This is a genomic window from Isoptericola sp. NPDC056578 (genome assembly GCF_042793275.1).
In the GTDB taxonomy this organism is placed as follows: domain Bacteria; phylum Actinomycetota; class Actinomycetes; order Actinomycetales; family Cellulomonadaceae; genus Isoptericola.
In genome coordinates, this window is sequence record NZ_JBHTVC010000006.1 from 1 (window position 1) to 16550 (window position 16550).

Here is a 16550-nt window from a genome sequence, read left to right on the forward strand (position 1 = left end):
GGGTGCCGGGGGCGTCGCGCTGGTCGTGCGGGCGCGGAGCCCGCGCGCTCAGTCGCGCGTGAGCTTGCGGTACGTCACGCGGTGCGGGCGCGCGGCGTCCGCGCCCAGGCGCTCGACCTTGTTCTCCTCGTACGAGGCGAAGTTGCCCTCGAACCAGTACCAGTTCGCCGGGTCCTCCTCCGTGCCCTCGTACGCGAGGATGTGCGTCGCGACGCGGTCGAGGAACCACCGGTCGTGGGAGACCACGACGGCGCAGCCCGGGAACTCGAGCAGCGCGTTCTCCAGCGAGCCGAGGGTTTCGACGTCGAGGTCGTTGGTGGGCTCGTCGAGCAGCAGCAGGTTGCCGCCCTGCTTGAGGGTCAGCGCCAGGTTGAGGCGGTTGCGCTCACCACCGGACAGCACGCCCGCGGGCTTCTGCTGGTCCGGCCCCTTGAAGCCGAACGACGCCACGTAGGCGCGCGACGGGATCTCGACGTTGCCGACCTTGATGAAGTCGAGCCCGTCGGAGACGACCTCCCACAGCGTCTTCTTCGGGTCGATGCCGCCGCGCGACTGGTCGACGTAGGAGATCTTGACGGTCTCGCCGACCTTGAGGTCGCCGCCGTCGAGCGGCTCCAGGCCGACGATCGTCTTGAACAGCGTGGTCTTGCCGACGCCGTTCGGACCGATGACGCCGACGATGCCGTTGCGCGGCAGCGTGAAGCTCAGGCCGTCGATGAGCTGGCGGCCGTCGAAGCCCTTCTGCAGGTTGCTGGCCTCGAGGACGACACTGCCCAGGCGAGGGCCCGCGGGGATCTGGATCTCCTCGAAGTCGAGCTTCCGCGTCCGCTCCGCCTCCGCGGCCATCTCCTCGTAGCGGGCCAGGCGCGCCTTCGACTTCGTCTGGCGGCCCTTCGCGTTGGAGCGCACCCAGTCGAGCTCGTCCTTGAGGCGCTTGGCGAGCTTGGCGTCCTTCTTGCCCTGCACCTCGAGGCGGGCCTGCTTCTTCTCCAGGTAGGTGGAGTAGTTGCCCTCGTACGGGTAGAGGCGGCCGCGGTCGACCTCGCAGATCCACTCCGCGACGTGGTCGAGGAAGTACCGGTCGTGCGTGACGGCGAGGACGGCGCCCGGGTAGGAGGCCAGGTGCTGCTCGAGCCACAGCACCGACTCGGCGTCGAGGTGGTTGGTGGGCTCGTCGAGCAGCAGCAGGTCCGGCTTCTCCAGCAGCAGCTTGCACAGCGCCACGCGGCGTCGCTCACCACCGGAGAGCACCTTCACGTCGGCGTCCGGCGGCGGGCAGCGCAGGGCGTCCATCGCCTGCTCGAGCTGGGAGTCGAGGTCCCACGCGTCGGCGGCGTCGATGTCCTCCTGGAGCGTGCCCATCTCGGCCAGCAGGGTGTCGAAGTCGGCGTCGGGCTCCGCCATGAGGGCGGAGATCTCGTTGAACCGGTCGATCTTCGCCTTGAGCGGGCCGACCGCCTCCTCGACGTTCCCGAGCACGGTCTTGTCCTCGTTGAGCGGCGGTTCCTGCATGAGGATGCCGACCGTGTACCCCGGGGAGAGGCGCGCCTCACCGTTCGACGGCTGCTCGAGGCCCGCCATGATCTTGAGGATCGTCGACTTCCCGGCGCCGTTGGGGCCGACGACGCCGATCTTGGCGCCGGGCAGGAAGTTCAGCGAGACGTCGTCGAGGATGACCTTGTCGCCGTGCGCCTTGCGCGCCTTGTACATGGAGTAGATGAACTCAGCCACTGGCTCTGCTTCCACCGTTCGATCGCGCGGCGAACCCGAGGGATCGGGTCCGAGAGGTTCGAGGCTCCAGCGGGCAGGCTGGAGGACCGGCATGGCGGCCGGTCCACCAGCCTACGCGACCTCGGGCCTCACACGCCGACCGGCACCGGCTCGGGCTGCCGATCGGGCTCCGGCACGTCCTCGGGATCCGTCCGGTCGACCACGCGCGTGAACCGCGCCAGCCCGCGGGTGACGTCGGGGCCCACACCGTGCGCGTCAAGGACCAGCTGCCAGCGGTCCTTGCCGTCCTTGTCCGTCCACTCCTCGGTGGACAGCCGGCCCGTGACGACCACGGGGTCGCCCTGCGCCAGCGACTCCGCCACGTTGCGGGCCCCGGCGCGGAAGGACTTCACCGTGAACCACAGCGTCTGGCCGTCGGACCACTCACCGCTGCGCGGGTCGCGCACACGCCGCGTGCTCGCCACGCGGAAGGTGGTCCACTCGACGCCGCCGTCGGACCGGTGCAGCGTCGGCTTCGTCCCGACGAACCCGTTCACCGTGATGCTGACCTCGTTCATGCGCTCCTCCTGGGTCCGCCGCCGGCAGGCGCCGACGGGCCCCCAGGATCAGTCGCCCGAGGCCCGGTGCGCCCCCGCCTTCGGCGTGGCTGTGGACGACGGCGCCAGCTCGGAACCTGTGGGCAGCTTCAGGGACCCGGTGAGCGGCTGCGACGTCGGCAGCTCGGTGGCCGCCTGCGCGAGCTCGCGCACCCGGCGGTGCTCGTGGAGCAGCTTCTGCGTCGGCTCACCGAGCCCCTCGGCCAGCACGCGCTCGAGGGCCGCCCGGCCCGCGGACGCCACGGCCTGCTCGCGCTTGCGCGCCAGCGTGCGCCGCGATGCCGTGCCCGCGAACGCCACCACCACGGCGGCCACGGCCAGGACGCCGGCCACCGCGAGCACCACGGCCGGCCAGGGCGAGGCGAGGTCGAGCACGCCCGTGAGTGCGAGGGCTCCCACGACCGCCGCGACCACCGCGACGGCGCCGAGCACCCACGCCGTGCGGCGCAGCGCGCGGGCCGCCGACGGGCCCCGCGTGTCGAGCGCGACGCCGCGCAGCGCACCCGCCACCGACGTGCGCAGCTGGTCCGCCCCCGCCACCGAGGAGGCGAGCGACCGCTGCCACCCCGGCCGCAGCGACGCGCCCGCCCGGGTCAGCCAGCGGGCCCGCGAGAGCGCGACGGCGTCCCGGTCCGGCGGCGGCACCTCGGGCCGGCCGTAGCCGTTGCGCACCGCGTTGCCGACCTGGCTCGCGACCGCGGCCAGCCCCGTCGCGGCCACCAGCGCGTCCAGCTCGCGCTCGACGGCGGGGCCCATCTGCCACGGCACCTCCGCCGGGGTCTGGGCCAGCAGCAGCCGCGCCGCGACGTCCAGCTCGGCGGCCGCGCGACCCGCCGCGACCGACCGCCGCGCGCACGCCTCCTCCAGCAGGCCCCGGACGCGGTCGATCCCCTCGCCCGTCCTCGCGGACACCCCCTGCACGTACACGCCGGTCAGGCCGTCGTCCTCGAGCAGTCGCGCCAGGTCGGCCAGCAGGTTCTCCCGCTGCGCGTCCGGCACCGTGTCGACCTGGTTGAGCAGCACCACCATCGACGACTCGGAGCCCACGGAGTCCCGCAGGTACCCCGAGTGCAGCGCGTCGTCCGCGTACTTCTGCGGGTCCACGACCCACACCAGCAGGTCCACGAGCGGCAGCACGCGGTCCACGACCTCGCGGTGCGCGGGCTCGACGGAGTCGTGGTCGGGCAGGTCGAGCAGCACCAGCCCGGCGAGCTTCTCCTCGTCCCCGCCGTCGAGCTCCCCGCCCTGGGTGATGCGCCGCTCGCGGTCCACGCCCACCCAGTCCAGCAGCGCCTCCGCGCCGTCCGACCAGGAGCACGCCGTGACGCGCGCCGTCGTCGGCCGCTTCACGCCCACGTCGGCGAAGCTCAGCCGCGACACCTTGTTGAACAGGCTGGACTTGCCCGAGCCCGTGCCTCCGGCGAACGCCACGACCGTGTGGTCGACGCCGAGCGCGAGCCGCTCCCGCACGCCCTCGACCGCGGCGGACACGCGCCGCGACGTGGCGTCGTCCAGCCGCGGCCCGGCGATCTCGAGCGCCTGCGCGAGGTCCTCGGTGCGGGCGCGCAGCGTCGCGTCGTGGGACGGGCTCTCGGTCATGTCAGCCTCCTGAGCTCGGCGAGCCGCACGCGCAGCCCCGCGGCCGCGTCGTCGGCGGGTTCGGACGGACCGAGGTCGTCCAGCACGGCCTGCACCTCGGCGTCGACGACGGCGGCCGCGCGGTCGCCGAGGTCGTCGCGCAGGGTGGCGACGGGCTGGGCGGCCAGGTCCCCCAGGACGCGCTCCAGCAGGCGGTCGGCGTCGCCGCTGCCCGCGGCGGAGGCGAGGAACAGGGTGGCGAGCCCGCGCGCCCCGAACGCCTTGACGGCGGCCTCGACCCGGGCGCCCGACGCGGCGTCGCCGGTGAGCTCCCCGACCAGCTCGGAGACCACGGCGTCGGCCCGGTCGGCCCACTGCGCGACCCGACCCGGCACGTCGGCCTCGCGGGCCGCCGTGCGGTCCGCGCCGTCGGGGGCGACGGCCTCGCCGCCGGCGGGAGCGCCCGGGCCGGCGAGGACGGCGCGCAGCCGCTCCTCGACCCGGGCGCCGGACGCCGCCAGGGTGCGCGTGGCGGCGTCGACGACGTCGGACCGGAGGCCCTCGAGCGCGGCCTCGCGGGCGCGGCCCGCGCGGCGCGTGCTGCGCGCCCGGTCGCCGCGGACCTTGACGCGGTCGACGCCGACGGTGCCGGACAGCTCCCGCCAGCGCGCCTCGACCGACGCCCCGGCGACGACACCGGCCGCCACCGCGTCGCGGGCGAGCTGCTCCGCCGCGGGGATCTCCTCCGTGACGCGGCGGCGCAGCACCTGCACGGCCTCCTGCTGCGCGTCGATCGCGTCCGCGAGCGACGTCACCCAGCCGGGCAGCGCGCCCAGCGCGCCCTTGAGGGTGCGCACGACGACGGCGCGCGAGCGGTCCGGACCGGCGAGCATGGTGAGCCAGCGCCGCACCGGCTGCACGACGGACGGGTCGAGCAGCCCCTCGTGCGGACCGACGTCGGGGACGACGAACAGCGGGACGTCGGTCATGCCGTGCTCGCGCAGGCGCTGCAGCAGGTCGCCGCGGACCGTGGTCAGCGTCTCCTTCGGCACCCGGTTGAGCACCATCGCCACCGACGCCCCGCGCTCCGTGGCGCGGGCCAGCGCCTGCCACGGCAGCGCGTCGCCGTAGCGCGCGGCCGTGGTGACGAAGAGCCACAGGTCGGCGGCCTCGAGCAGCTGCTGCGCCGTCGAGCGGTTCTGCTGCACGAACGAGTCCAGGTCGGGCGCGTCCAGCAGGGCCGTCCCGCGCGGCACGCCCTCGTGCTGCACCACGCGCGACAGGTCCGTGACGGGTCCGGCCGACATGACGTCGGTGTCCGCGGGGTGGTGGGCGAGGACCGGCTCGCGCGTCGTGGGGCGCAGCACGCCCGCCTCGGAGACGGCCTCCCCCAGCAGCGAGTTGTACAGCGTGGACTTGCCCGCGCCCGTCGACCCGGCGACGACGACGACCGCCGGCGACGACAGCTCCTTGAGGCGCGGCAGCAGGTGCTCGTCGAGCTGGGCGAGCAGCCGGTCGCGGGAGGCCGCCGCCTCCTGCGCCCCGTCGATCGGGAGGGGGAGCTCGACCGCCGCGACGTCACGACGCAGGTCGCGGGCGACGTCGTGGACGGTGACGCCGATCTCCTCGCCAGCCCCGGCGTCCTTCCTGCTCGCGGCACGGCGCGAGGCACGGGTCTCCAGGGAAGGTGTCACGGGCACATCCTTCCCGCTGGCGCGTTCCGTGCCAAACGCGCGCGCCGGTCGCCGGCGGGTTCAGCGGCGGCGCAGGCTCTTGTAGATGCGCGCGAAGTCCTCCGCGCCGTGCCCCGCGTCGACCTGGCGCCGGCGCAGCTCCTCCACCATCGCGATCGGCGCGGGGTCCACGCCCTGCTCCTCGCTCGCGCGCACCAGGTGCCCGAGGTCGGACCAGTCCAGGCTCTGCACGGGCGCGGAGTAGTCGCCGCCGTCGATCACCGCCGCGTCGAGCGCGAACGCCTCGGTCATCGCGGCGAGGAAGGGCGCCGCACGCCGCGCGAAGCCGGTGGCGTCCACACCGTCGGCACCGACCATCGCGGCGCCGTGCAGGAACCCCGCGAACATCGTGTACATCCCGGACAGCATCGCGAGGTCCAGCAGCGACGCCCGCCCTGGGTCCGCGCCCTCGAAGGTGCTCGTCGCCCAGCGGTCCAGGACGCCGCGCGTCTCGCGGAACACGCCCTCGTCGCCGCTGTACAGGATCTCCGCGCCGGGGCGGCCGATCATCGGCGGGGTCGCCATGATCGCGCCGTCGAGGTAGCGCACCCCGTGGTCGGACGCCCAGGAGGCGACCGCACGGGCCTCGTTCGGGGTGGTCGTGGTCAGGTTGACCACGACGCGACCACGCAGCTGCTCGGCGAGCGGCTCGAGCGTCTCGTGCACCGACGCGTGGTCGTAGAGGCAGACGACGACGGTCGGCGCCGCGAGGACGGCGTCCCGGGCGTCGGGGGCGCGGCGGGCGCCGCGCCCCACGAGCTCCGTGTCCCGGCCGGGCGACCGGTTCCACACCGTCACCTCGTGACCGGCCTCCAGCAGCGCCGCGGCGAGCTCGCGTCCCATGACGCCGAGCCCGAGCAGCGCGACCGGCTCCGTCCCGCGGCTCATCGCGGGTCCCGGATGCCGTCGACGATGCGGGTCCAGCCGTCGGCCCCGTGCCCCGCGTCGATCGCGCGGCGGTAGTGCTCCTGCACCGCCCGTGGCAGGCCGACGTCGATCCCGGCCGCCGCACTGGCGGCGACCAGGTGGTCGGCGGTGGCGCCCATCATGGTCGCCGTGCTCAGGTCGCCCGGGTGCCGCCCGGCGTCGATCTGCGCACCGGTGCTCTCCCGCCCGCCCTCTCCTGCCGCGAGCATCGCCGGGATGTCGGTCAGCGTCGTCAGCGCCTCGGGGAGGAAGTCCCGTGCCGGGATGCCGGCGCTGCCCACGAGGGCGGTGGCGTGCATGAGGGCGGACAGCGCCGTGAGGAAGACGTCGAGCTGCGCCTGGTACATGAGCTGCGCCAGCCCGGGGTCCGCGCCGACGTACCGCGGCGCCGCGAGCTCCGCCAGCACCTCGCGATGACGGTCGAACACGTCCCGGGGGCCCGAGTAGTACGCGTACGCGTCGTCGGTGCCGACCGTCGGAGCGGGGCTCATCACTCCCCCGGTGAGGAACGCCGCACCGTGCGCCGACGCCCACGCCGCGGCCTCGCGGGTGCGTTCCGGGGTGTCCGAGCTCAGGTTCACCAGCGTGCGGCCGTCGAGCGCGTCGGTCGCGCCGTCGAGGATCGCGTCCATCGCCGCGTAGTCGGTGAGGCTGAGCAGGACGAGCTCCGCCGCCTCCAGCGCCGCACGCGGCGTGGGGGCGAGGAGCGCGCCGTCGGCGACCACGTGGTCGGCGCGGGAGGTCGTGCGGTTCCAGACGGTGACGGGGTGGCCGGCGGTCAGGAGGCTGCGGACCATCGCCTGCCCCATCGGGCCGAGGCCGATGACCGTGACCGGTGCGTGCTGTGCAGTCATGCGCGGTGCTCCTCTGGTGCGTCGTGCCTTGTGGTGATGCCGCTGTGCCTCCATGCTCTGGGGGTACGGAGACGCTGAGAAGTACGCACTAATTACTGCGGTACTTACCTCGAGGGAAGTACCCCGGCCGAGGAGCACCCATGACCGTCAGCACCCGCCGCGGCCCCTACGTCTGCGGCATCGACGCCGCGCTCGACGTCGTGAGCGGCAAGTGGAAGGGCCTCATCCTCTGGGAGCTCGAGGAGCACGGCGTGCGCCGCTTCGCCGAGCTGCGCCGCGGCCTGCCCGGCGTGAGCGAGAAGATGCTCACCCAGCACCTGCGCGAGATGGAGGCCGACGACCTCGTGGTGCGCACCGTCTACGCCGAGGTGCCACCCCGCGTCGAGTACGCGCTGACCGAGCACGGCCGGGCGCTCAACGACGCGCTCGCCCCGCTCGGCACCTGGGGCTCCGAACGCATCCGGCGCGAGGGTCGCGAGCTGGTCGACCACGCCGACGCGGCGGCGATGCCCCGGCCCTGACCTGTCACGGGCGCCGTTGCGCGAGGACGGCAAGGTCTCGGAACGTGGCGGCGTCGAGCACACCGTTGCGCTGACCCGTAGTAGCACTCGTCGGTCTCGGGACAGGAGATGCGGACGACGTCGATCGCGGTCTTGTCCGTCGGCTTGGCGTGGGTGCCCTGGCGGTCGTTCCAAACCGATCGGAAGTGGACGGTGATCGCGCCGGCATGGGCCTTCGCCACGCCAAGATCGCCCTTGTCCTTGTCGATGGGTCTTCCCATGCTCCGCGACCAGGGGCGCACCCAGCACGGTCGTGACCAGCACCGACTGGGCTAAACTCTGGTCGCTTGCCTCCGTAGCTCAGTTGGATAGAGCGGGTCACTTCTAATGACCGGGTCGCGGGTTCGAATCCTGCCGGAGGCACCGATACGCAACGGCGGCATGTGGCCGACACCGACGTCGCGCCACCCCGCCGGCGTGATGACCTGGGAAAAAGCCGTGCGCCCGACGACGACGTCCCGGCAGACTCTTTCCTGCACCGCGGTGACGCGCGGCCGGTCAGACACCGGTCGCACGGGTGGTCCCTGGCCCGGACCGACGACCCCACGTCACGAAGGACACCATCACCATGTTTCCCCCGGAGAACCTGCTTCTCGTGCAGGTCATCCAGCGCGAACGCCTCGAAGAGGCCGAACGCGAACGCACCGTCCGCCGACTGCAGGAGCAGCGCAAGCAGCGCCGGCAGCCGCACGCCCGTCGCCCGCGCACCGGTCTCTCCCGGTCGCTGTTCGACCGGCTGACCGCATGACACCCGCCGGGCGAGCGCCCGCCGGGTACCGACCCGGCGGTGACACCGCCACGAGGGCCCCGCGGCCCGGACCGTTCCCCGAACGTTCCGGAGCAGCGGGGCCCTCGTCATGTCCCCCGCCTTCCCCCCGGCGCGCGGACCGTAGGCTGGCCCCGTGAGCCCCGCGAACCCGAACGAACGCATCGTGTGGATCGACTGCGAGATGACCGGCCTGGACCTGCGCGCTGACGCGCTGGTCGAGGTCGCCGCCGTGGTCACGGACTCCGAGCTGAACGTGCTCGGCGAGGGGGTGGACGTCGTCGTCGCGCCTCCCTCGGAAGCCGTCGAGCAGATGAACGACTTCGTCCGTGACATGCACACCTCGTCCGGCCTCATCGAGGAGTTCTCCGGCGGCATGACCCTCGCCGACGCCGAGCAGGCGGTGCTCGACTACGTGCGCGAATGGGTGCCCGAGCCGGGCAAGGCGCCGCTGGCCGGCAACTCCGTCGGCACGGACAAGATGTTCCTCGACCGGGACATGCCCGAGCTGGTGGGGCACCTGCACTACCGGATCGTCGACGTGTCGTCGATCAAGGAGCTCGCCCGCCGCTGGTACCCGCGCGTGTACTTCGCCGCCCCCAAGAAGGACGGCGGCCACCGCGCGCTCGCGGACATCCTGGAGAGCATCGACGAGCTCCGGTACTACCGCGAGGCGCTGTTCGTGCCCCAGCCGGGGCCGGACACCAAGACGGCACGCGCGGTCGCCGAGCGCGTCAGCGAGACGTCCGTCACCCGGCACCGCACGGAGGCCTGAACCGCCCCGCGGAGCATGTACACTTTTCGACGGCCCGGTGCTTCGGCTTCGGTCGCAGTCACAGGGCCATGGTGGCTATAGCTCAGTCGGTAGAGCGCCTGGTTGTGGTCCAGGAGGTCGCCGGTTCAAGCCCGGTTAGCCACCCCGATGCGGCGGGGTCCGAGAGCGGCCAGAGAGATTTCTCTGGTCCCCTCGGACCCCGCCGTTCGTCATTCCCGGACCTTGTCCGCCACGAGCGCGTCAGAGGTTCTCGGCGACGTGCTGGAGCGCGGCGAGACGGCGGTCCCATGCGGCGCCGATGGCGTCGAGACGCCGGGCGGTGGCGCTGAGCCGCGTCCCGATGACCCGGTACCGCACCTCGCGCCCGACCTGGACCGTCTCCACGAGGCCGACCTCGTGCAGCACCGCGAGATGCTTCGCGATGGCCTGCCGGGTGACAGGCAGGCGCCGGGCGAGGGCGGACGCCGAGGCGTCGCCCTCGCCGAGGGCGGCCAGGATGCTCCACCGCGTCTCGTCGCCGAGCGCGCTGCACATCGCGACCACCGTCCCGTCCGCCGGCGACCCGCCGCTCATGCGCGGCCCTCGACCAGGTCGACGAGCTTGTCGAGCTCCCCGTCCCAGCCGTCACGGTGGTCGGCCATGAGTCCCACCGGGTCACCGGTGCGCTCGAACCCTGTCTCGACCACGGTGAGCCGGGTGCCGCCGACGGCCTCCTCGAGCGTGAACGTGAACACCGTCGCCCGCGGGTCGTCGACGGTCCTCGGCAGCGGGCCGTCCTCGTTGCACCACCGGTAGGACACCTCCGACGGCGGGTCGAACGTCTCGACCCGGATGGGGACCCGGCGCTCCCCCGGCCAGCCCACGGTGCCGGCGGCGCCGGCACCGCCGCCGTCGAGGACGAGCCGGCCGAACCACTGCGAGATCAGCTCGGGCTCGGTGACGGTGCGCCAGACCTTGTCGCGAGACGCCTGGATGTGGATCGTGCGTCGCACGCTGAAGGTGTCGGCGTCGACCACGGCCTGAGGGTTCCGCGCGCTCTCCATCTGCTTCTCCTTCTCTTGTCGCGCTCTCGTCGTGCTGTCGTCGTGCTCTCGTCGCGCTCGGCGGTCAGTGGACGGTCGCAGGCTCGGGCTCCCGCGGCAAGGGCGCGGGCCGCAGGGCGCGGCTGGCGATCGCGGCAACGATGGACAGCGCGGCGAGGGCCGCGGCGGTGAGCACCGCCGCCGGGACGCCGCCCACGTCGATCATCCGCCCTCCGAGGAAGGCGCCGACGGCATCGCCGAGGTTGCCGGCCGACGCGGGCAGCGACGCCGCGAGGATCGCGCCGGGCCCGGCGAGGTCCTCGACGCGGTGCTGCCACGGGCTCGTGACTCCCGCGCCGCACACGGCCAGACCGGCCGTCGCGGCGACCGCGATCACCGGGCTGACGCCCGCGACGCCCATGGCGACGAGCGACGCCGTCACGCCGACCGTGCCGAGCGTCAGGGCGCGCACGGCACCGGCGTCGGCGAACCTGCCGCCGCCGAAGGAGCCGACCGCAGCAGCGATCCCGAAGCCCATCAGGCAGACCCCGATCCACGGCCCGGAGACCCCGGCCATCTCGTCCAGGAACGGGACGAGGTAGGTCTGCGCCGCCGAGGCGCCCGCGAACAGGAGGACGCCCACGGCGAGCACCGCCAGCACGCGCGGGGCCAACGCGGACCTCAGCTGGCCCAGCAGCCCGACCTCCGTCCCGGCGTGCACCCGGGGCACCACGACCAGGGCGACCAGGAGGACCGCGGCGGCCGCGAGGACGACGGCGAGGAACGACGCACGCCAGCCCACGGCCTCGCCGAGCAACCGGCCCAGCGGCATCCCCACCGCGCCGGAGACGGCGAACCCGGAGATCACCACGGCCATCGCCCGACCGACCCGCTCGCGGGGCACGATCGAGGTCGCCGTGGTGATCGCCGCCGCGATGAAGAGCCCTTCCACGGCACCGATCGCGACCCTGGCGGCGACGAAGGCGTCCAGGCCGGCTCCCAGGGCGGGCAGCGCGTTCAGCCCGGTGAACACGGCGAGCGCGGTCAGCAGCACCGGCCGCCGGTCGAGCCGGGCGGTCAGGAAGGTCAGCGTCGGACCGCCGACCGCGATGCCGAGCGCGTTCGCCGACACCAGGACGCCCACGGCCGACAGCGGTACGGCCTGGTCCACGGCGATCAGATCGAGCATGCCCATCACGAGCATCTCGGCACACCCCGTCACGAACGTCCCCGCGAACAGCACGCCCAGGGCGAGCGTCACCCGTGAGCGGCCGACCTGCGGACGACGACTCTGTCGATCACTCATCGGAACCCCTCCTCATCATGCAACTCTACGGTTGCATAACACAGTCGCACGACCTTCGGTCACTATGCAACCCCTCGGTTGCAGATTTCTCGCCACGCTCGGTCGCCCCGGGCGGCGAGCGACGACCGCACCCCCGTCCGGCACGGAGCGAGCGGCGCCGCTAGCGTCGGCACCATGGGCGACGACCGGCGGGACGACGTGGCCGCGGTGCTGGAGGGCCTCGCTCCCCCGGTGCTCGCCGTCACCGCGCGACTGCGCTCCCTCGTGGCGGAGGCGCTGCCCGACGCCGTCGAGGAACCGGACCCGTCGGCCCGCCTCCTCGGGTACACCTACCGGCCCGGCACGTACGTGGGGCTGATCGCGGCGGTGGCGCCGTACCGCGCGCACGTGAACCTCTTGCTCGCGCGCGGCGCCGAGCTGGCGGACGACGACCCGCACGGGCTCCTGGAGGGCACCGGCAGGCGGGCGCGGCACGTCACGTTCCGCACCGAGGAGGACGTCGACCGGCCGGGCGTCCGCGAGCTCCTGCTCGCCGCGGCACGGCGCACCCCGCGCCCCTGACCTCGACTCCGGCGTCCCGGTATACCATCGTCCCGGCCGCGGGACGCGGTCCCCGACCCGAAGGAGACCCCGCCGCCGTGGCACGACAGTCCGTTCCCGCCCGACCGAGCGGACCCTCCGGCGCGTTCTCCTCCCTCCGGGGCAACCGCCCCTTCCAGCTCCTGTGGGCCTCGAACCTGTTCTTCTTCGGCGGCGTCTGGACGCAGACGCTGGTGCTCGGGTGGCTCGCCTACGAGCTCACCGGGTCCGAGCTCCTCGTCGCCGTCTACACGGCGGCTCGGCTGGCGCCCATGCTGCTCGGACCGGTCGCGGGGGCGCTCGCCGACCGCTACGACCGCGTCCGCCTCCTGCTCGTCGCCTGCACCTGGGCCACCGGCGCCGTGGCCGTGGTCGCCGCCCTCGCGACCGCCGACCTGCTGCCGTACTGGGCGCTCGTCGCGGGCGGCTTCGCCATCGGCATCGCCCAGTCCCCCTCCCAGCCGGCCCGGATGTCGCTGGTCCTCGACCTCGTGGGCCGCGAGAACCTCTCGAACGCGAACGCGCTGAACTCGATGGCGATGAACATGACGCAGGTGATCGGGCCCGCGCTGGGCGGCGCCATGATCGCGGCGATCGGCGCGCCCGCGGCCCTGTGGGTCTCCACCGCCTGGTACGTGGCGTCGCTGCTTCTCATGCTGCCGCTGCGACGCCTGCGCACCCGCACCGGCCCGGGCGGCCACGCCTCGACGTCGGTGCTCGCCATGGTCGCGGGCGGCTTCCGCGCCGTCGCCGGGAACCGCCTCGCCGTCGCCGTCCTGCTGGTCACCCTGGCCGCGAACATCTTCCTGTGGCCCGTGTTCCAGTCGTTCATGCCCGTCTTCGCGGCCGAGTCGTTCGGGCTCGACGCCGCGGGCCTGGGCGCGCTGCTGACGTGCGCAGGCGTGGGCGGCCTCGTGGGCTCGCTGGTCATCGCGGCGCTCGGCGACTTCCGGTTCAAGGGCGCGCTGTTCGTGCTCGGCACGACCGTGTGGGGGCTGGCCTGGGCCGCCTTCTCGCTGGCCACGTCTCCCGCCCCCGCGTTCGTCCTCATGGCCGTCATCGGGCTGGCCAGCGCGGCGTTCGGCGTGCTGCAGACCACGCTGCTGCTCATGGTCACCGAGCCCGCCGTGCACGGTCGCGCGCTCGGCCTGCAGGAGCTCGTGATCGGCATCATGCCCGCCGCGACGCTCGCGATCGGTGCCGTCGCCGAGCGGGTCGGGGTGCCGCACACCGCGCTCGGCGCCAGCCTCGCGCTGGTCGCGTGCCTGGTCGTCCTCATGCTCGCCGTCCCCGCCCTGCTGCGGATCGGCCGCACCGACGACGCCGAGGCGGGCGCGTGAGGCGCCTCGCGGCCGCCGTGGTGCTCGGCGTCTCCCTCGCGGCCGCGCTGGGCGGCTGCACGACGCCCGAACCCGACCCGTCCGACCCGTCCGACCCGTCCGACCCGTCCGAGGCCCGCGTGTCCTCGACCCCCGGCGCCCCGACCGGCGCCGCCCTGCACCGCGCCGTCGCGGACGACGACGCCGCCGCCGTCGCCACGGCGCTGCACGAGGGCGCCGCCGTCGACGCCCGCGACGCCGACGGGCGCACCCCGCTCCTCGCCGCCACGCGGCAGGGCTCCGCCGGGCTCGCCCGCCTGCTGCTGGAGGCCGGCGCCGACCCCGACGCGCAGGACCGCCTCCAGGACTCGGCGTTCCTCTACGCGGGCGCGGAGGGCCTGGACGACATCCTGCGGCTCACCCTCGAGCACGGCGCCGACGTGACGAGCACCAACCGGTTCGGCGGCACCGCGCTCATCCCCGCGAGCGAGCACGGGCACGTGTCGACGGTCCGCATCCTGCTGGACGCCGGCGTGCCGGTGGACCATGTCAACGACCTGTCGTGGACGGCGCTGCACGAGGCGATCGTCCTCGGCGACGGGTCGGCCGACCAGGTCGAGGTGGTGCGCCTCCTGCTCGACGCGGGCGCCGACCCCACGGTCCGCGACGGGCAGGGCGTGCTCCCCCGCGACCTGGCGGCCTCCCGCGGCTACGACGCGATCGTCGCCGAGCTCGACCGCGGGCGCTGACGCCCCGCCCGGGGCACGGGCTCAGGCACGCGCGACGATCGCGTCCGCGAACGCGTCGAGGGTGGCGGCCGTGCCGGCGTGCTGCATCCACAGCGACGGCTCGGTGAGCTCGAGCTCGATGACCATCGGCGTGCCGTCGTCTCCGGTCACGAGGTCCACGCGGGCGTAGAGGAACGGCTGCTCGCCGCCGACCTGCTCCCGCGCGACGGCGAGCGCCTTCTCCGCGACGTCGACCTGCTCGGGCGTGGCGGTCGCGGGCTCCATCCGCTCGGCGGCGTAGAGCGCCTCGCTGGCCTCGGCCGGACCGGTGAGCAGCGCGTGCTTGCGCACCGCGTGCCGCAGCTCGCCGTCCACGAAGACGAGCCCGGTCTCGCCCGTGGTGTCCACCGACGTCACGTACGGCTGGATCATCACCGCGCGCCCCTGGTCGAGCAGGTCCACCGCGTGCTTGATCGCCAGCGCCCGCGACTGCGCCGACACCGGCTGGTAGCGGCCCGCGTCCTGGGCGCCGGCGCTGACCACCGGCTTCACGACGAAGTCGCCGAAGGCGGGCATCCGCGTGTGCACCGCGCGCTTCGACAGGTGCCGGTCGGGGTCGAGCCAGATCGTGGGGATGACGGGCACGCCCGCCTCCTCGAGGGTGCGCAGGTAGCCCTTGTCGGTGTTCCAGGCCAGCACGTCGGCCGAGTTCTCCAGGCGCGGCACGCGGCGCGCCCAGGCGAGGAACTCGTCGCGCCGGGGCGAGTAGTCCCAGGTGGAGCGCACGACGACGAGGTCGTACACCGACCAGTCGACGTCGGGGTCGTCCCACACGACGGCCTCGGCCACCACGCCGCGCTCGGTGAGCGCCGCGAGCAGCGGGCGGTCGTCGCTGTCGAGGCGGGGCAGGGCGGAGCAGGTGGCGAGGCCGATGCGCGTCGTGGTCACGCGCCGAGCCTAGTCGGCGGCGGCCGCTGCGCCCGCTGCGGGGGCGGCGGCGTCCGCGGCGCGGCGCAGGCCGCCGAGGATGCCGGCCGCGGTGAGCGACCCGACGACGGCGCCGTCGTCGTCGACCACCGGAACCCGCCCCTGGGACGACGTCGGCAGCGCGGCCACGGCCTCGAAGGCCTCGGCGAGGCTGGCGCCCAGGGGCACGGCCGGCGGCGCGGGCTGCACGACCAGGGACGCGTCCTCCAGGTCCGCCCGCTCCACGGCCGCGAGCGCGAGCATCCGCTGGTGCGCGCCGGCGCCGACGAAGTCCCGCACGCGGTCGGTCGCGGGGTGCGCGAGGACGGTGAGCGGCGAGGCGACCTGCTCCAGGTGGCCGCCGCGGGAGAGCACCGCCACCCGGTCGCCCAGGCGCACCGCCTCGTCGACGTCGTGCGTCACCAGCACCACCGTGGAGCCGACCTCCGCGAGGATGCGCGACACCTGGTTCTGCAGGTCCCGGCGCCGCTCGGGGTCGACGGCGCCGAACGGCTCGTCCATGAGGAGCACGGGCGGGTCGGTGGCCAGGGCGCGGGCGACGCCGACGCGCTGGCGCTCCCCGCCCGAGAGCTGGTGGGGGTAGCGACGGCCGTACTGCGCCGCGGGGAGGCCGACGAGGTCGAGCACCTCGTCGACCCGGTCGCGCACCCGCTGCCGGTCCCAGCCGAGCAGCCGGGGCACGGTCCCGACGTTCGCGGCGACCGTGCGGTGCGGCAGCAGCCCGACGTCCTGGATGACGTAGCCCGTACGGCGGCGCAGCGCCACGGGGTCCATCTGCGTGACGTCCTCGCCGTCCACGAGGACGCGGCCCGACGTGAGCTCCACGAGGCGGTTGATCATCCGCAGCGTGGTGGACTTGCCGCAGCCGGAGGGGCCCACCAGGGCCAGCACCTCCCCGGGCTCCACGGTGAGGCTCAGGCCGTCGACCGCGACCGTCCCGTCCGGGTAGGCCTTGCGGACGGCGTCGAGCTCGATGCCGGCGGACAGCCGGGCGGGGGCGGGGGTCGGCATGGTTGCGAGGCTATCGAGGCGGTCCCGCACGCCGGCCCGCGGCACGCCGGTGCGCCGCCCGGGCCCGCGTCGGGGGCT

The 16550-nt window shown here is 74.3% G+C and carries 17 protein-coding genes, 2 tRNA genes and 1 pseudogene; 8 read left to right on the forward strand and 12 right to left on the reverse strand.

Annotated features, from left to right (window positions below; genetic code table 11):
• Window positions 1-48: 48 nt before the first annotated feature.
• The 6 genes from ettA to ACFQ80_RS03935 all read right to left on the reverse strand — a co-directional run bounded on the left by ettA (window position 49) and on the right by ACFQ80_RS03935 (window position 7419).
• A complete protein-coding gene (gene ettA / locus ACFQ80_RS03910; RefSeq protein WP_430549791.1) occupies window positions 49-1731 on the reverse strand; it encodes an energy-dependent translational throttle protein EttA in 1683 nt (560 codons plus the stop codon).
• A gap of 128 nt (window positions 1732-1859) precedes the next feature.
• Window positions 1860-2288 carry a single-stranded DNA-binding protein gene (locus ACFQ80_RS03915; protein ID WP_430549790.1) on the reverse strand — a complete coding sequence of 143 codons (429 nt, stop codon included), beginning with the start codon at window positions 2286-2288 and terminating at the stop codon, window positions 1860-1862.
• Between the two features lie 48 nt (window positions 2289-2336).
• Window positions 2337-3926: a GTPase gene (locus ACFQ80_RS03920; protein ID WP_430549789.1), complete on the reverse strand. Its 1590-nt coding sequence runs from the start codon at window positions 3924-3926 to the stop codon at window positions 2337-2339.
• Window positions 3923-5599, reverse strand: coding sequence for a GTPase (locus ACFQ80_RS03925; RefSeq protein ID WP_430562636.1), 1677 nt, complete (start codon window positions 5597-5599; stop codon window positions 3923-3925). The genes ACFQ80_RS03920 and ACFQ80_RS03925 overlap by 4 nt, the downstream gene beginning before the upstream one ends.
• A gap of 60 nt (window positions 5600-5659) precedes the next feature.
• A complete protein-coding gene (locus ACFQ80_RS03930; protein WP_430562637.1) occupies window positions 5660-6526 on the reverse strand; it encodes an NAD(P)-dependent oxidoreductase in 867 nt (288 codons plus the stop codon).
• Window positions 6523-7419, reverse strand: coding sequence for an NAD(P)-dependent oxidoreductase (locus ACFQ80_RS03935; protein ID WP_430562638.1), 897 nt, complete (start codon window positions 7417-7419; stop codon window positions 6523-6525). The genes ACFQ80_RS03930 and ACFQ80_RS03935 overlap by 4 nt, the downstream gene beginning before the upstream one ends.
• A 140-nt stretch (window positions 7420-7559) precedes the next feature.
• Here ACFQ80_RS03935 and ACFQ80_RS03940 point away from each other — a divergent pair, with 140 nt between their 5' ends.
• Complete coding sequence (locus tag ACFQ80_RS03940) at window positions 7560-7940, forward strand: winged helix-turn-helix transcriptional regulator (RefSeq protein WP_430549785.1); 381 nt, start codon at window positions 7560-7562, stop codon at window positions 7938-7940.
• Between the two features lie 26 nt (window positions 7941-7966).
• Here the strand turns inward: ACFQ80_RS03940 and ACFQ80_RS03945 are convergent.
• Window positions 7967-8200 (reverse strand): annotated as a pseudogene (locus tag ACFQ80_RS03945) (group I intron-associated PD-(D/E)XK endonuclease); the annotation flags it as partial.
• A gap of 68 nt (window positions 8201-8268) precedes the next feature.
• Between ACFQ80_RS03945 and ACFQ80_RS03950 the strand changes: the two are divergent.
• From ACFQ80_RS03950 to ACFQ80_RS03965, 4 genes are all read left to right on the forward strand, one after another.
• Window positions 8269-8342, forward strand: a tRNA-Arg gene (locus ACFQ80_RS03950).
• A 205-nt stretch (window positions 8343-8547) separates the two neighbouring features.
• Window positions 8548-8727, forward strand: a complete 180-nt coding sequence (locus tag ACFQ80_RS03955) for a hypothetical protein (RefSeq protein WP_430549784.1) — start codon at window positions 8548-8550, stop codon at window positions 8725-8727.
• Between the two features lie 154 nt (window positions 8728-8881).
• Entirely contained in the window at window positions 8882-9520 is a 639-nt protein-coding gene (gene orn, locus ACFQ80_RS03960) for an oligoribonuclease (RefSeq protein ID WP_430562639.1), read from the forward strand.
• Between the two features lie 71 nt (window positions 9521-9591).
• A tRNA-His gene (locus tag ACFQ80_RS03965) sits at window positions 9592-9664 on the forward strand.
• A gap of 96 nt (window positions 9665-9760) precedes the next feature.
• Here the strand turns inward: ACFQ80_RS03965 and ACFQ80_RS03970 are convergent.
• From ACFQ80_RS03970 to ACFQ80_RS03980, 3 genes are all read right to left on the reverse strand, one after another.
• The gene (locus tag ACFQ80_RS03970) at window positions 9761-10093 is read right to left on the reverse strand and encodes an ArsR/SmtB family transcription factor (RefSeq protein ID WP_430549782.1); all 333 of its coding nucleotides are present in this window, start codon (window positions 10091-10093) and stop codon (window positions 9761-9763) included.
• Window positions 10090-10563, reverse strand: a complete 474-nt coding sequence (locus ACFQ80_RS03975) for an SRPBCC domain-containing protein (protein WP_430549781.1) — start codon at window positions 10561-10563, stop codon at window positions 10090-10092. The genes ACFQ80_RS03970 and ACFQ80_RS03975 overlap by 4 nt, the downstream gene beginning before the upstream one ends.
• Window positions 10564-10627: 64 nt before the next feature.
• Window positions 10628-11848 carry an MFS transporter gene (locus ACFQ80_RS03980; RefSeq protein WP_430562640.1) on the reverse strand — a complete coding sequence of 407 codons (1221 nt, stop codon included), beginning with the start codon at window positions 11846-11848 and terminating at the stop codon, window positions 10628-10630.
• A gap of 174 nt (window positions 11849-12022) precedes the next feature.
• Here ACFQ80_RS03980 and ACFQ80_RS03985 point away from each other — a divergent pair, with 174 nt between their 5' ends.
• The 3 genes from ACFQ80_RS03985 to ACFQ80_RS03995 all read left to right on the forward strand — a co-directional run bounded on the left by ACFQ80_RS03985 (window position 12023) and on the right by ACFQ80_RS03995 (window position 14495).
• Entirely contained in the window at window positions 12023-12409 is a 387-nt protein-coding gene (locus tag ACFQ80_RS03985; protein WP_430549779.1) for a DUF1801 domain-containing protein, read from the forward strand.
• A gap of 77 nt (window positions 12410-12486) precedes the next feature.
• The gene (locus ACFQ80_RS03990; protein WP_430562641.1) at window positions 12487-13767 is read left to right on the forward strand and encodes an MFS transporter; all 1281 of its coding nucleotides are present in this window, start codon (window positions 12487-12489) and stop codon (window positions 13765-13767) included.
• Complete coding sequence (locus tag ACFQ80_RS03995) at window positions 13764-14495, forward strand: ankyrin repeat domain-containing protein (RefSeq protein WP_430562642.1); 732 nt, start codon at window positions 13764-13766, stop codon at window positions 14493-14495. Before ACFQ80_RS03990 ends, ACFQ80_RS03995 begins: the two co-directional genes overlap by 4 nt.
• Window positions 14496-14516: 21 nt before the next feature.
• On the opposite strand, the gene ACFQ80_RS04000 is transcribed toward ACFQ80_RS03995, so the two are convergent.
• Together ACFQ80_RS04000 and ACFQ80_RS04005 are read right to left on the reverse strand one after the other, a co-directional pair.
• Window positions 14517-15422 carry a RimK family alpha-L-glutamate ligase gene (locus ACFQ80_RS04000; RefSeq protein ID WP_430562643.1) on the reverse strand — a complete coding sequence of 302 codons (906 nt, stop codon included), beginning with the start codon at window positions 15420-15422 and terminating at the stop codon, window positions 14517-14519.
• A gap of 9 nt (window positions 15423-15431) precedes the next feature.
• The gene (locus tag ACFQ80_RS04005) at window positions 15432-16472 is read right to left on the reverse strand and encodes an ABC transporter ATP-binding protein (protein ID WP_430549775.1); all 1041 of its coding nucleotides are present in this window, start codon (window positions 16470-16472) and stop codon (window positions 15432-15434) included.
• Window positions 16473-16550: the final 78 nt, after the last annotated feature.

Excerpts from the sequence above, each read along its gene's own strand:
- ACFQ80_RS03980 (WP_430562640.1), bottom strand. The coding sequence starts at position 11,848 with ATGAGTGATCGACAGAGTCGTCGTCCGCAGGTCGGCCGCTCACGGGTG.
- ACFQ80_RS03955 (WP_430549784.1), top strand. The coding sequence starts at position 8,548 with ATGTTTCCCCCGGAGAACCTGCTTCTCGTGCAGGTCATCCAGCGCGAA.
- ACFQ80_RS03970 (WP_430549782.1), bottom strand. The coding sequence starts at position 10,093 with ATGAGCGGCGGGTCGCCGGCGGACGGGACGGTGGTCGCGATGTGCAGC.
- ACFQ80_RS03975 (WP_430549781.1), bottom strand. The coding sequence starts at position 10,563 with ATGGAGAGCGCGCGGAACCCTCAGGCCGTGGTCGACGCCGACACCTTC.
- ACFQ80_RS03940 (WP_430549785.1), top strand. The coding sequence starts at position 7,560 with ATGACCGTCAGCACCCGCCGCGGCCCCTACGTCTGCGGCATCGACGCC.
- ACFQ80_RS03930 (WP_430562637.1), bottom strand. The coding sequence starts at position 6,526 with ATGAGCCGCGGGACGGAGCCGGTCGCGCTGCTCGGGCTCGGCGTCATG.
- ACFQ80_RS04005 (WP_430549775.1), bottom strand. The coding sequence starts at position 16,472 with ATGCCGACCCCCGCCCCCGCCCGGCTGTCCGCCGGCATCGAGCTCGAC.
- ACFQ80_RS03915 (WP_430549790.1), bottom strand. The coding sequence starts at position 2,288 with ATGAACGAGGTCAGCATCACGGTGAACGGGTTCGTCGGGACGAAGCCG.
- ACFQ80_RS03935 (WP_430562638.1), bottom strand. The coding sequence starts at position 7,419 with ATGACTGCACAGCACGCACCGGTCACGGTCATCGGCCTCGGCCCGATG.
- ACFQ80_RS03920 (WP_430549789.1), bottom strand. The coding sequence starts at position 3,926 with ATGACCGAGAGCCCGTCCCACGACGCGACGCTGCGCGCCCGCACCGAG.
- ACFQ80_RS03985 (WP_430549779.1), top strand. The coding sequence starts at position 12,023 with ATGGGCGACGACCGGCGGGACGACGTGGCCGCGGTGCTGGAGGGCCTC.